Origin of the sequence: Shewanella youngdeokensis (assembly GCF_033180165.1) — a bacterium.
GTDB lineage: Bacteria > Pseudomonadota > Gammaproteobacteria > Enterobacterales > Shewanellaceae > Shewanella > Shewanella youngdeokensis.
Map to the genome: position 1 here is coordinate 647,078 of NZ_CP136522.1, position 13,915 is coordinate 660,992.

A 13,915-nucleotide genomic window follows, 5' to 3' on the forward strand; every position below is an offset into this window, starting at 1 on the left:
ATAGCTGTAGGGATGCGGTGTTTTTACCTCTGTGACAGTGACTGATGCGTTATAACTGCGCCATGGGCGTACTTTTATAGCTGCAGCGAGACTTGAATTACGTCGGGCACATTAAGGGAACTAGTATGCTGCTGGCCGCAATAAATAAAATTAGATTGCAATATGTCAATATACAAAACTTGGTTTTGTATATTGTGGCGTGGTGGACGTCGGTTTTGTTTATGAACGAAGCTTTAGCCTACAGTTTTAGCTTGCTGATGTTTCATTTTTTGCTATCAAACCAAATGTTGTCAGACTTTATTTTTATGCTAAAAGTGGCCATGATTGGCATTGCGGTTGATGGCTTGCTGATAAATTCTGGTGTGTTTCATTTTAGTGAGGCGCCATATTGGCTTATGTTACTTTGGTGCCACTTTGCGATTGCGTTACGCTACAGTTTTTCATTTGCCCAAAAGCAGCCGGTGTATCTTAATGCTGTACTCGGTGGTATTGCAGGTTGTGTGAGTTATTTAGTCGGGGCTTATTGCGAAGCTACCAGGATACCACTGGGCTATTGGATCACTGGGGTGATTTCATTTTGTACTTGGTTCGTATTGTTTCCTATTTTTGTGCACGCGAGTAAGCGAACTGTTGAATAGCGCGCATGGGTTTTAATATTCCAAGACGACTCTACGGCTTAACCATTTATAACTAAAATCGCGATGCGGTTCATGTTCAAACCGTTAAATCTTGAAGAGAGTAAAGAAGACATAACCTATTTCATGCCTTCAATCTAATACACTGCTATGAAGCCTTACGGCTGTTATCTATTTGTTTTTTATCGTAGTACTCAAATGGGAACATATTACGAATGTTTTGAGTTATTTTGTCGCACACATTTGCAGATATATGTAATCGTACACCATTTAGCTTTTCCGCTCTTACTGTGCAAGTCAGCTTGTTTGCTTTGGCTATTGCACGGCAGTCTTTAGCAAATTTTTCAGGAATTTTGCCTTTATGAGAGTTGAGCCGGCCATCTTTAAAATGCATTTCAAAAATGGTTAAGCCTTTTTTGCCGCTGAAAATTAATTTGTAGACAATAAAAATACCGACAGCAATAAAAGCAATTTTTAGTAGCGTTGGGGTCATATTTATTCCTTTGGCTTTTTAGCCTGAACATCCATTCTTTAGCTTAAGATACTCTTGCTTAGCGCTTTTTTAAAGCGGGTTGGTGCACAGATTATAAGATTTTCAAATTGTTATTAACAAATGAGACTTTAAAGCTGTGCTATAACAGCACTATGTTCGCGCTAATATTCTTGGTGGATGTACTAGGATTTGCTACCGTATTTAAAAACTGCGTAATGTTTAGTTAATTATCAAATAAGGATAGGCAATATGTTGCTCGAAGATCTGCAAGTTGTACTCAAAGTGGCGGAGTTTCGTAGTATTACCGGGGCGGCCACCGAACTTGATATGTTAACCGCTACCGCCAGTGCCGCAGTTAAAAGGGTTGAGGCTGCGCTAGGGGTGGAGCTCTTTGTGCGCACGACTAGAAGTTTGCGTTTATCGAGTGCGGGTGAGCGATATATGCCGCAGTGTGAAAAGGCGCTCGAAATGCTAGCGTTGGCTAAACAAAACATGCGTGATGACCTAGACATCATTGACGGCGAGATAAGAATTGCACTGCCTTCAGACCTGGGTCGTAACTTGGTCACCCCCTGGCTTGATGAGTTTATGGATACCTACCCCAACATTAGTTTACGCAGTAATCTGAGTGACAGTCATATCGACTTTTATCGCGACTCGGTGGATATGGCCTTGCGTTACGGCGAGCCTGCAGACGCAAGTGTTTATGGCTTTAAAATATGCAATGTCCCTCGGCTGCTATGCGCCAGTCCGAGCTACCTTAAACGGCATAAAGCCCCAACTGAGCCGCAAGAGCTGTTGCTGCATAACACATTGCAATACCAGCTAAATGACATGCTGCAAAATGTGTGGGTTTTTAATGATGGCGACCAGACACACAAAATTAAACTCAAAGCAAAACGTACCGCTAACGATGGTGATCAAGTTCGCCGCTGGTGCGTTAATGGCAAAGGCTTGGCTTTAAAATCTTGTCTTGATATCACCGGTGACTTACTCGCAGGAGATTTAGTGAATGTGATGCCACAATTTAAACCTAACATCACCGAGCTATGGCTGATTTGCCCTAGCCGACAATCAATTACTCCAACTGTACGCTTACTACGGGATCTGTTTAGGGCTAAAACCAAGACAATGTTGCAGCAATTGATTGCTAAAGGAATACTCGATAAGAGCGTGTTGAAGTAGTGTGGTGAGCTTGAAAGCTTGGCCAACACAATGCCCCTACTGTTAAGCGGGGGCATGAAAAGTATTTAAAAGTCATTGACTGAATATTGGGTTAAACCGCTTAAGCTATTTGTGTCATTTCATTTACGGTAAAGCTTTCTACTGCACCGTCGGTAGCGGCCATGTAGTCAGCTAAATGTTGATTAGCCATATGAGCTTGCCAAAGCTCACGAGATGTCCAGTTTTCATAAAACATAAAGTGAGTCGGGTTGTTGTTATCTTGGTGTAGATCGTAGTTAATGCAGCCATCTTCAGCACGTGTAATGTCAATCAACTTTAATAGTTCGGCTTTTACCAATTCAACTTTGTCAGCTTTAGTGATGATGTTGGCTACGATTGTTAATTTAGTCATGAGATTATGTTCCTATTAGTAAAGTGACACTTGTGGCTGCTATTTAGCCATTTGACTCGCTAGCAATATGTAAGTGCTGGGTTGTTGTCTACGGCAAACATAATAAAGTTATTACTGTCACCTGAGAACAGTGTTAAATTTGATTCATTGTCAAAAATTGATTGGTAATTCAATCTTTTTTACTAGGTATGGGGCTAGAAACGCATAATTAATGACGCTGGGCAATGGGTTTGTTTAATTTTTTTTGGCAAAAAGATTAATTTTGCGGTTAAGTTATTTAACTGTTGTATTACTTACTCTTAACATTTAGATTCTATTGATTATAGAAGGGTTTCTGTTCGTGCACTGGATGAATAGATTATTAGGCCTTTCTGAATACCTGATCTCGTTCTAAAAACTAACCTTAACTTGGTTTCATGTTCTTAGATAAAGGTTATCAATACTTACCAACTTGGTGAAAAAGGATTTTAAAGTGAAAATAAAAATGTTTTTTGCTTTGCCGTTATTACTTTTGACTTCGGCGACTGCAGCAACGGATAAAGCAGACTTTTTAGGCTTTTTTGAGAGCTATCAGAGTCTTCAAAAAAATTATGATACTTCAATTACGAAACTTTACTCAGATAGTGCTGATATAACTGGTATTCGCCTAATGCCTGATGGTACACGTAAAGAAGTTAACCTTGCTGGGAGTCAATGGAAAGAAGTTATTATAAATGTTATGCCTGTTGCACAGAAACGAGGCGATATAAGTGAATTTTCTCAAGTAGAGATTGAAGTAACAGGTCAGCAGGCCCGAGTTAGTGCTAATAGATACGCAACAATTAAGTGTTTTGAAGACACGGATTATTTCATGATCATTGAGAAAAATGATCATGAACTTAAAATTATCAAAGAGTATATGACATCACCAGTGGTGTCGGGCTGTGAGGTGGATGAGAACCCCCAATTATCTCGATCACTTAGTTATGCTGCACAAGAACTCAATAAAGTATTGCCAGTAATGGCTGATCAAGATTCTAAACTTGTCAAAGCCTCCTCTGAAGGCACGACTTTTATATACCATTACGTTTTAGTTGATTATTTAGCAGAAGAAATACTTATTGATGATATGAAGGAAGCTTTAACACCGCTGCTTGTTGAGCAAACTTGTACCATACCAAGTATTCGACCAATAGTTGAACAAGGTGGAAAAGTAAGATATGAGTACTCGAGTAAAAATAATGTTTATTTGCTGGGTATAACAGTAGATGGCAGTTTCTGCGCATAGTGAGCGGCTGGCCTCTGTTTTTATTCAGTCATCCGCTTAGGTTTTGCTGGTACTAATTCGTAAACAGTTTTTTACCCATAATAAATGGCTGTAATGGCAGAGCGTTAGCACCATTACAGCCATTAAAAGTTGTTATAGCACGACAAAAATCTCGTCCATTGGTAAGCGAGCTTTAGGTAGGCCATTATTGTAATCTTCACCATCGAGATGGTAGCCCATCGCGAGCGCAGCTTCACACACATAGCCGTCTAGTTCTTCGTTAAATTCATCACCAATCAATTTGCTGTCTACACCTTCCATTGGGGTTGAACCAATCCCTAGGCGAGCTAATGTGTGCAATGCATTACCTAAGGCTAAGTAAGTTTGAGCCTTGGTCCAGTGACCGTTAAAGCCATTGTCATCGGTATTGGACTCAGCAAAGGTGTAACCCCCATTAAGCATGTTGTCGTACATATCGGCAGGTAAATGCCCGGATGACACTTCTACATCGACTACGTTTTTATACTGTTCTTTAGTAAACCTTGGGTTGTAGGCCATTAAAATTATGTGTGACGCTTCTAGGGCATGGTGCTGATTAAACTGGTATTTAATGGCGAAAGTATCATGAAAGCGCTGCTTGGCCTGTTTACTTTCAAGCAAAATGAACTTCCAAGGTTGTGAGTTAATAGAGGAGGCTGACAATCGAATGGCTTCTTTAATTATCTCAATGTTGTCGGCTGAAATTTTTTTGCTGGCGTCGTATTTTTTTACTGTATATCGATTGTGCAGATCTTTAATAATATCGTGCATATCAAACTCCGTCTTTATCACTGGGGATGACTAATGCTGGTTTTTAAGCATCAGATATTTGAGTCGAGCATATCGTTGCTGTGAGTATAGTTGGCTGCAGCTATATCGATAGAATTCATCGGTGCATAAATTTTGCGGTTTGGTCTTGCTGGTGCTATTTATCGCTTAGCGATAGTAACTAAATTTTTGGTAAGTCATAAGCAAAAGTGATATTCGTAACCGTGGTCAAATAGGGCGGCTATAGCTTATTGTTAACAATACTTTATTGTGTGCAAAGTCATCGCCTAGCATTTGTCGAATATCCCAGAGAATCACCCTAGGACCACTAATGGATCGGCAGCAGTTGCTGAGGGCGTTGCTGCTATCCATCCGCTTTATGTTCAGCGTGCTGAAAACGCTACTTTTTGGGATATTGAAGGTCGTGAGTATATTGATTTTACTGGCGAAATAGCAGTACTTAATACTGGGCGTTAAAGCGGCAGTAGCGGAGCCGTTAGAGTTGTTTTCGCATACCTGTTTTATGGTTATGGGCGATGAAAAATACATTCCAGTTTGTGAAAAGCTTAACCATTTAGTGCCCGGCGACTTTGCCAAAAAAACGGCCTTATTTACTCGTGGCTCGGAAGCGATAGAAAATGCGGTTAAAGTCGGCCGCGCCCATACAGCGTAGCGGCGTGATTGCTTTTAGCTCTGCTTATTATGGCCGCGCTATGTCGGCACTGGGCCATACAGGTAAAGTGGCTCCCTACTGCAAGGGGGTGGGTTTAATGTCGGCAAATGTATTTCGCGGAGTTTCCCTGTGCATTTTGCTGCCGCAACGGCAGCTGATATTGTGATTAATAACGGTCTTGCTATTTTACAGCAATGTTTTGAGCAAGTATTTAAAGGCGATTGATGCTGTTGGTCGTTGTAAGTTATTTATCAAATCAAGTTGCAAAGTGTTAAGGCTTAAATTTTTATCTTTAACGCTTAAAATAAATTCGCTAATTCAATTTCTATGAACCTCGTTATTATCCAATGCTATTGGTGCCATTTGTTTTACGATAAGACTGTAAAGTAAATAGCTGCTCACAGTTTACGACTGTAAATTAATTTGTTACCGGTTGGTGTTTTAGTTGGGAATGTTGCTGACGTGCTGCTTTTTATGCTCCCCTGGTCACACTTTATTTCATTTCGCTACATCTGATCACGCTTTTGCTTGTTTTGCTATATTCGATCACAACTATTAACGCTTAATACTATTTTTAAACTAGTTGGGTGTTATATTTTAACAATGCGTGTAAGGCCTCCACTCGGATCAGTTAATTATATGGAGTGGCGTTTATGGTCAATATTATTAGGAGTGCTAGTCGTTTTAGTGACTGTTGATTACCACGTTACGTAAACCCACTTAATTAAAATCACTACTTTAAACTTAGCTATATCGGACAATTTTAATACGGTTGTTAATTAAGTTTTAACACGTTAGTACGCCATATTGATATTGCCGGCAGTATTAGTAAAAAAGGATCGAAATGAATTATTTAAAAAAGGTCGCAATACTATTTTGTGTTGCTTTTTCAGCCATGTCTGTCGCCGGCGATCATCACGAGGGGCCGTCTAGTGGCGCTAAAGATATGCCAGGTGCTAAAGGGGTATTTACTTTCCAACCTAATGATTGGCTTGAAGGTCAGCGATCTTTTTGGAAAGACAGTGACGGTATAGCCCCTGGTGTAGCGGGTTGTCATATTGGCACTGACGCTAATGGTGTTGCGAATGGCAGAATGTTTGGTGAAGCTTGTTTACCAAATGGATTATTGGTGGAGTCTAATCCTGGTAAAGATATTTTGCATTCTCATAGTAATGACACGGGTCACCCTGATACATTTGATTGTAAAGCTTGGTGTACCGATGCCGGAAATACTGGTGGCATGTGCGTCATTGCAGCAGCGCCACCTTGTGAGCAGTCTGCAAAATGCGTATGCAGCTAGATCAGCATAGTTAATTCTTACATAAGTAAATAAAGCGAGCCTCTTACGGTTCGCTTTTTATTTTGTGTCAAATATACACCTAATTCTAAACGGAATTAGTGACGTATGAGTTTGAGTTAAATCAGACAATAAATAACCAATCACTTATCGCCTATTAATAAATGCTACCCATTCAATACAATGAAATAAAATGTGCTTATTATTTAATCTATGCTAGCGATATTATATAAGCTCATAATCGCTATCAATGAATTTGTTCTGTAGTCAGTGTTTAGATATTGACCTGTGAGTTATTATCTATTTTATTTTTTACATTGAAGTTGACCGATTAACAATCGTTCGAGGCACGTGAACAATCTCAATAATATGTTAGTTTTCATAGCGTGATTGCGATCATCAATTAGTTCGATTAATTCGAGGATAATCTGTCGCTAAATTATTAGTTGCTATTATTATCTTTTTTGTTCGCCCCATAGTTGGTAGGTGACATTCATCGGTAATAAGAAAAGGATCGACATGAACTCTTATTATTTACTGCCTGTTTTTTTAACTCCCCTAATGTGTGGGTGTGGCAGCGACAGCGACAATTCCACGCCTACGCCAAATCCCGATGATTCCGTCCCTATGCTCCCTATTACTCCAGCAGATCCGATCATTAAAGAGTGTGCTTTTCAAGATACCAGTGCTGGTTACTTGGTCAGCTCAGTAAGTGAACTGGAGTCAGTGTTACATACAACAGCCAATAATGGTGAAGATGACATTATCTATATTGCAGCGGGGACTTATTCGGTAACGGAGCCTCTAACTTATGATTTTAGTACTCTCAACGGTGAAGCAATGGAAAAATTGTCACTGTATGGTTGCGGCGCTGATCAAACCATTTTTGATGGTGGCGATATAACCAGAGTGTTCAATTTTTATAAAAATGGACCCGAAATCGACGCCGTGAGTGTGCATGTCGGTCCCCATCCTCAACTGCATATACAAGACCTCACCATTCAAAATGGCAATAGCCTTATTAGCGGTTCAGACAAGTATGGCAATAGTGGTGCTGCATTGCATGTGCAGCGTTATGAAACCGATTTAGTGCGGGTACACTTACTTAATAATCTTGATATTTATGAAGGTAGCGCAATGAATGGCAGCGGCCATACTACGTTGACCGAAGTCGTTGTAACCAATAACAGTGGTGGCACCGCTATTAGTGTCTGTGGGCAGTTGACGGTTACCGATTCAGTGATTTCAGACAATGATGGTGGGGGCGTTTATCGTGGTATTTGTCTCGACGGAAACTACGCTGAGTATGACGTTGATATTGTTAGATCTAATTTCGACAGTAACGGCACGCTCGGCGCACTTTACGTACTGGGTAGTACCACACCAGGCCGAATGACAATAACCGATTCTGTTTTCAGTCATAATAGTAGTCGTAGTTATGGTGCCGCCGTTGGAACACGTCATGGAAACCTAACGATAAAAGGGAGTCAGTTTATTGCAAATGAAGTCATTGACGATCAAATGCAGTGTACGGATTACACCATGGATTGCCAAAGTGGGGCGGCATTATTTGTTGATAATTGGTACCCCGGTGGAGGCCTAATAAATATTGAAAACACAATATTTAAAGACAATGTGGCTACGGATAATGGCGCAGCCATTGATCTTGGTTTTTATGATTGTGAGTCTGATATTATTCGAGGGTATAGCGACTACTGCGTGCCTACAGATTACTCTACAGCATTACAAAATGCGATTACCTTGACCATTGCAGATAGCATTTTTTCAGGTAACCGCTCTGCCAATGGTGCCAACCTTAGTGTGAGCAAAACGCGCCTCTCTAGTGGTTTTCAGTCAGCTAATGTGAGTATTAGTCACTCAACGTTTACTGAGGATACAGGTGCGAGTAGTGTGATAGTTAGAGGCGATCTTGTGCTGACTGCTAGCCACATTGAAAATACCGCTATCGTTAATGGTGAGCTCACGCAAGATAACACCTCAAGTATTGGTGAGTTAGTGCAACCTTAGCTTGTAGCTATTCATTATTCTTCCTCTTTAAAACACAAGACATATTGCGCTATAGCTATGTAACCAACTGGCTATCGCGCAACATGTCGGCTGCTCAATCAGTACCGCTATGCCTCTATATGGTAGAGCTCGAATACCGAAGTGTTACGCCTTATTCAGACGGGATTACCTCATAGTCATATGTCATACATATGACTGAGGAATCTGTTTTTATGGCTACTTTTTAGCTCTATTTTTGGCTTTACTGATCCTCTTCTGCCCTGTAAACGCACTCATAACCGTATTTAACTGCACATATAGTCGATGGTTATGCTTCGTGTGGCGATTTTTATTTTGATCGGCGTTATCAATGCTTTTGCTACCACCTTCTTTTGTTACTTAACGCTTATACATTAAGTGCTAATAGTTGTGGCCGTAAAACCTGTAGGGGATCCCAGGATTAGGTGGCCTAATTGCTGGCGTGCACTTCATCAACGGTGAGCGGGTATTTACTGTTAACGTTTGCGATTTTGACATTGGTCTGGATTGCGGCGTTGTTGACGCAAAGTGCCGTTATCATCGCATTTTCGGCTAATAGTCGCCGTAACGTGGTTAAGCGTTTTTTAGTGACTTGTTGGGATTTGCAGTGAAATCGATAATGCTAAGTTGCGGGAGTTGCTGGGTCCAAGTTTCAACTTTTTATTACGGTTAATCGCTATCGTATATTAGCAAGTGCTACACATAAATCATTGCTAAATATAATTTATATCCCAAAAGCTGCACACACTTCTTAGGTCTTGGTTGAGAGATCGATCCCGATAATGAATATTAGTAAAACACATTTTATTCACTTAAGGGGTCACGAAATAAACTTTTTTGAGACCTACCGCAAAGATGTCGTACGTACTCCTTTGGTAGTAACGTTATATGTCATACATTTCAAGGTATCGAGAGAGGGTTAAGGTTTAGTTCTTATCCACGCTAAGACTCTCCCCCACTTTTGAAACAAGCTCGCTACCGCGAATCCTACTTTCTGATGCAAGTAGAACACAGTAGCCCGATGCGTTATGACCGGAACCAGTGTCGCTGTTAATGATGTTGTCTCCGTGGTGAACCGTGAGGGCAAAAGGAGTATAAAAATGAGTAATGACAATTCACAAAAACCGAAAGTAACTGACCAATACACGGCCAATGTCCTTCAAAATGGTATTTCACGTCGTAGTTTTCTTACCCGTGCGGCAATGGGTACCGGTGCTGTAGCATTTACAGGTCTTACAGGTTCTACAGCTGCTGAAGCAGCGACCAATGCTGATTGCTGCGATGCAGCTAAAAGCTCTGATGGCGGCGCAACTCTTGACTTCATGCCAAGACCTAAAAAAGTTTTAGACAAAGACATTGTGTCGACTAAAACATTTGACGTAGTTGTTGTTGGTGCTGGTGCTTCTGGTGTTCCTGCGGCTCTTTCTGCTGCTGAGAACGGCGCTAAAGTAGCTGTATTGCAAAAGCAAGCCATTGTTGTTTCTCAAGGTAACACAGGTTCAGGCCTTGATTTACCAAACTGTGACAAAGCAGGCGTTGAAGCAATGGTAGCTCGTTTGATGGCTGACAGTGCGCATCGTTGTCACCCAGAGCTAGTTAGACAGTGGGCTTATAACTCAGGTGAAGCAGTAAAATGGGTTATCGATCGCGCTAAGCAAAGCGGCGGTTCAGTTGTTGACCAAGGTACTGGTCCACAACACGGTATTCATGGTGTGACTGAGCATAAGCTTAACTTTATCACTTCTTTCTTTGGTCCTAAGCCATACACTGCTGGTGACGGCATGCGCGATTTGGCTAAAACTGCAGTTAAAGCCGGTGTTGAATTCTTCTTTAACATGCCAGCTGAGCAGTTGATCCAAGATGCAACAGGTAAAGTTATTGGTGTTATCGCTAAAGACCGTGATGGCCAATACCACAAGTACATGGCTAAGAAAGGCGTGATCTTGTCTTCTGGTGATTACCAGAACAATAAAGCTATGTGTGACTTCTTTATTCCTGACTTGAAAAACTTTGAACGTAAGCAAATGGATCGCACCGGTGACGGTTTCTCTATGGCTTACTGGGCTGGCGGCGTAATTGAGCCTGTTGGTCACACTAAGATGCTACATGACTTCGATGCAGGCCCTGCTTCAATGTGTGATATGCCTTTCCTAGCGGTTAACCGTAAGGGTGAGCGTTTCGTTAACGAAACTGTTGCAATGTCACTGATGAACAACTACTTGCGCGATGAAGAGAATGCGGGTCACTACTCACAAATCTTCGATTCAAACTACATGACCGACGCAGCTGACTGGCCAGGCAAGCTTTACTCTCCAGAAGAGATGAAGAAGTACATGCCAGAAGATCCAACGCCGAAAAAAGGCGTGTATGCATCTCTGACTAACACTTACGTTGCTAACACCATTGAAGAACTTGCAGTCAAGCTAGAGTGTGATCCTAAGACTCTTGCTGCCAACGTTAAGCGTTACAACGAGCTTTGCGCAACCGGTATGGATGACGACTACGGCAAACCTTCAAGCAAAATGCTGCCAGTAATCAAAGCACCTTTCTACGGTATTCACCGTCGTATGCGTGTATCAACCCTTTGTTCAGGCATGTTGGTTGATAAAAACCACCAAGCACTTGATGCAGACGGTAACAAAATTGGTGGCCTATTCGTCATCGGTAACTTAGGTGGTGGTTTCTACGGTGGTGTTGATTACCCACTAACAGTATTCGGTCTATCTCTAGGTCGTTGTTACACCTTCGGTTACCTAGCTGGTAAGCACGTAGCAAGCCTTTAAGGCATAACGCTATCGATAAGGGTTACCCGATGTGTGGGTAACCTTTGAAATGAATATTGGAATAATGGAATAAAAACAATGAAGAAATTAAGACTGCACAACATCATTCTTTCTCTTGCATTGAGTGCCTTCGCAAGCGGTGTTATGGCTGATGACAGCCCGTTACTTGATGAAACTCATGCTGCTATGGGCATGACGTGTAACGATTGTCACGTAAGTGAAAAACGTGAGCCTGTAAAAATGAGTGTATGTACTGAATGTCACGACACTCAAGAATTGGCAGATAGCACCAAAGACTTTAAGCCAACAAACCCACATGATAACCGTCATTTCAGCACTGAAACTGATTGTATGAAGTGTCACAAACAACATACTAAATCTGTAAACTACTGTAGTGGTTGTCATAAACGTTTTGATTTTGTTACTCCATAAGTTTACTCGTTAACGCGTGAATACCTTAAAGAAACAAATTAAAAGTTTTAAAGGATGACAACGATGAAAACAAAATTATTACCACTAGTCGTCGCATTAGCAGCGGCGCCAGCATTTGCAGCAGACCCAATTGAAAACCTATTCAATGACGGTAGCTTCAAAGGTCAGTTCCAAATGTTTGACTTCCAACGTGAGTTTGATGGCGACACGACTGATCGTGGCGACACTACATTTGGTGGTCTGTTCTACTTACGTTCTGGTGAAGCAAACGGTATAAGCTTCGGTGCGTCAGTCGCTTCAGCTAACTCTATCTGGGAATCAGACAGCGATGGCATTTACGGTGCAGTCGGTGGCGGAGCGCCAGGTTCAATGAACGAGCGTACATCAGTTAACCGTTTACAAGAGTACTTTGTAAAAGGCGATTGGTACGACACTGAAATCACAGTGGGTGCACAAGAATTACGTACCCCTATGATGAACCCGTTCCCGTTACGTTCTATTCCGTTTACGTATCGTGGTGCGAGTGTTAAAAACACGTCAGTTAAAAACTTGGCGGTAACGGCACTTTACATCACCGATTACATGGGCTGGACAGAAGAAAGCTTCCAAAATGCATCTCAAGGGATCCAAAGCGAGCTAGCGCGTAGTGGTGTTATCGTTGATCTTGAAGATAGTCCAATGTTAGCGCTAGGTATGGATTACACGCTACCAATGAGTGCCGTTACAGCCAAAACAAGTGTTTGGTACTACGGTATGGAAGATGTGTACAACCAGTACCGCGTTAAGCTAGAGCTTAGCGGTGACGTTGGTGCGGCTAATGTTTACTTCAAGCCGTCTTACTGGAAACAGGATTCGACTGGTAAGTTAGATCAAGAAGCTGCATTTGACACTTACCAAGCGGGCTTCCACTTGGGTATGAAGTGGAGCGGATTCGACGCGACGTTCAAATACGGTAAGACTGGTGATGACAACATTATCTCACCATTTGGCGATGATAAAATTATCATTCAACAAGTTAACCAGTCTGCGCGTGCTAATGAAGAAGCTATCGGTGGCCAATTGGCATACCGCTTCGCACCAAGCTCTGCTTTAAACGGTGTTAGCGCTTACATCAATTACGCTAAATACACCATTGATGGCGATTCAAGCCAAGACATTACCGAAACTGATTTCTCAATCAGCTACGACATGTCTGAGTTTGTTGAAGGTCTAAGTGTTCGTGCTCGTCACGCTATTGTTGACAACACATCGACTGATGACCTAGGTGATACACGCTTCTACGTTTACTACAAATTTGCTTTGAAGTAAGCACTCCTAAAAGCCTATTTTACCCTATGATAGGTTGAAGGAAATTTTGGCCAGTTGGTGTTTCCAACTGGCTTTTTTTTGCGTGTAATTTAGACCATTTATGCTTGGCCTCCGGGTTAAATTTCTGCGAGCCAACATCAATTTGTAGGCGTAAAAAAGCCCTTGTCTCCACAAAAAAACAAGGGCGTATTTATAGGTCAGCTATAAATGCTCAAGCACTTAGGTTCTATACAATACTTTAATCACATGCCAGCCGAATTTGGTTTTAACTAAATGCGGGGTAATTAACTCAGCACTAAAGCAAACTTTATCAAACTGCGGCACCATTTGACCGCGTTTAAACTCGCCTAAATGACCGCCTTTTTTTCCTGACGGACAGCTCGAGTGTTTCTTGGCAAGCACATCAAATTTAGCTCCCTTGTTAAGTTGCTTAATGATATCTTCGCCAAGCTCTTTGTGCTTAACCAAAATGTGCAGTGCTGCTGCGGTTTTTGCCATGATAAAGCCTATATAAAATGATCGGGTTTATGGATGTGGATTATAACCGTTATGTAAGCGTTGACGCTAATTTTCTCTAATACGACTAGCAAACACTGTAGCCATACTAGGCGTACAAACT

At 41.5% G+C, this 13,915-nt stretch carries 12 protein-coding genes and 1 pseudogene; 9 read left to right on the plus strand and 4 right to left on the minus strand.

Annotated elements, in window-relative coordinates:
* The first annotated feature begins 125 nt into the window (after window positions 1-125).
* Complete coding sequence (locus RGE70_RS02735; protein WP_310470025.1) at window positions 126-638, plus strand: DUF2878 domain-containing protein; 513 nt, start codon at window positions 126-128, stop codon at window positions 636-638.
* 145 nt (window positions 639-783) lie between these two features.
* Here RGE70_RS02735 and RGE70_RS02740 read toward each other — a convergent pair whose 3' ends face one another.
* A complete protein-coding gene (locus tag RGE70_RS02740) occupies window positions 784-1,128 on the minus strand; it encodes a DUF3634 family protein (RefSeq protein ID WP_310470026.1) in 345 nt (114 codons plus the stop codon).
* Between the two features lie 249 nt (window positions 1,129-1,377).
* On the opposite strand from RGE70_RS02740, the gene RGE70_RS02745 reads away from it, so the two are divergent.
* Window positions 1,378-2,313, plus strand: a complete 936-nt coding sequence (locus RGE70_RS02745; protein ID WP_310470027.1) for a LysR family transcriptional regulator — start codon at window positions 1,378-1,380, stop codon at window positions 2,311-2,313.
* A 100-nt stretch (window positions 2,314-2,413) separates the two neighbouring features.
* Here RGE70_RS02745 and RGE70_RS02750 read toward each other — a convergent pair whose 3' ends face one another.
* Window positions 2,414-2,704: a putative quinol monooxygenase gene (locus RGE70_RS02750; protein ID WP_310470028.1), complete on the minus strand. Its 291-nt coding sequence runs from the start codon at window positions 2,702-2,704 to the stop codon at window positions 2,414-2,416.
* Window positions 2,705-3,176: 472 nt separating this feature from the next.
* Between RGE70_RS02750 and RGE70_RS02755 the strand changes: the two genes are divergently transcribed.
* On the plus strand, window positions 3,177-3,971 hold the full coding sequence (locus RGE70_RS02755) for a hypothetical protein (RefSeq protein WP_310470029.1): 795 nt from the start codon (window positions 3,177-3,179) through the stop codon (window positions 3,969-3,971).
* A 132-nt stretch (window positions 3,972-4,103) separates the two neighbouring features.
* On the opposite strand, the gene RGE70_RS02760 is transcribed toward RGE70_RS02755, so the two are convergent.
* A complete protein-coding gene (locus tag RGE70_RS02760; protein WP_310470030.1) occupies window positions 4,104-4,760 on the minus strand; it encodes a nitroreductase family protein in 657 nt (218 codons plus the stop codon).
* Window positions 4,761-5,060: 300 nt separating this feature from the next.
* On the opposite strand from RGE70_RS02760, the pseudogene RGE70_RS02765 reads away from it, so the two are divergent.
* The 6 genes and pseudogenes from RGE70_RS02765 to RGE70_RS02790 all read left to right on the plus strand — a co-directional run.
* Window positions 5,061-5,561 (plus strand): annotated as a pseudogene (locus RGE70_RS02765) (aminotransferase class III-fold pyridoxal phosphate-dependent enzyme); the annotation flags it as partial.
* 713 nt (window positions 5,562-6,274) lie between these two features.
* Window positions 6,275-6,730 (plus strand): hypothetical protein, encoded by a 456-nt coding sequence (locus tag RGE70_RS02770; protein WP_310470031.1) that lies wholly within the window; start codon window positions 6,275-6,277, stop codon window positions 6,728-6,730.
* Window positions 6,731-7,246: 516 nt separating this feature from the next.
* Window positions 7,247-8,755, plus strand: coding sequence for a right-handed parallel beta-helix repeat-containing protein (locus tag RGE70_RS02775; protein ID WP_310470032.1), 1,509 nt, complete (start codon window positions 7,247-7,249; stop codon window positions 8,753-8,755).
* 1,118 nt (window positions 8,756-9,873) lie between these two features.
* The gene (locus RGE70_RS02780; protein WP_310470033.1) at window positions 9,874-11,556 is read left to right on the plus strand and encodes an FAD-dependent oxidoreductase; all 1,683 of its coding nucleotides are present in this window, start codon (window positions 9,874-9,876) and stop codon (window positions 11,554-11,556) included.
* A gap of 78 nt (window positions 11,557-11,634) precedes the next feature.
* The gene (locus tag RGE70_RS02785; protein WP_310470034.1) at window positions 11,635-11,988 is read left to right on the plus strand and encodes a cytochrome c3 family protein; all 354 of its coding nucleotides are present in this window, start codon (window positions 11,635-11,637) and stop codon (window positions 11,986-11,988) included.
* A 63-nt stretch (window positions 11,989-12,051) separates the two neighbouring features.
* On the plus strand, window positions 12,052-13,296 hold the full coding sequence (locus tag RGE70_RS02790; protein WP_310470035.1) for an OprD family outer membrane porin: 1,245 nt from the start codon (window positions 12,052-12,054) through the stop codon (window positions 13,294-13,296).
* Window positions 13,297-13,515: 219 nt separating this feature from the next.
* Here RGE70_RS02790 and ppiC read toward each other — a convergent pair whose 3' ends face one another.
* Window positions 13,516-13,794 (minus strand): peptidylprolyl isomerase PpiC, encoded by a 279-nt coding sequence (gene ppiC, locus RGE70_RS02795; protein ID WP_310470036.1) that lies wholly within the window; start codon window positions 13,792-13,794, stop codon window positions 13,516-13,518.
* Between the last annotated feature and the right edge of the window lie 121 nt (window positions 13,795-13,915).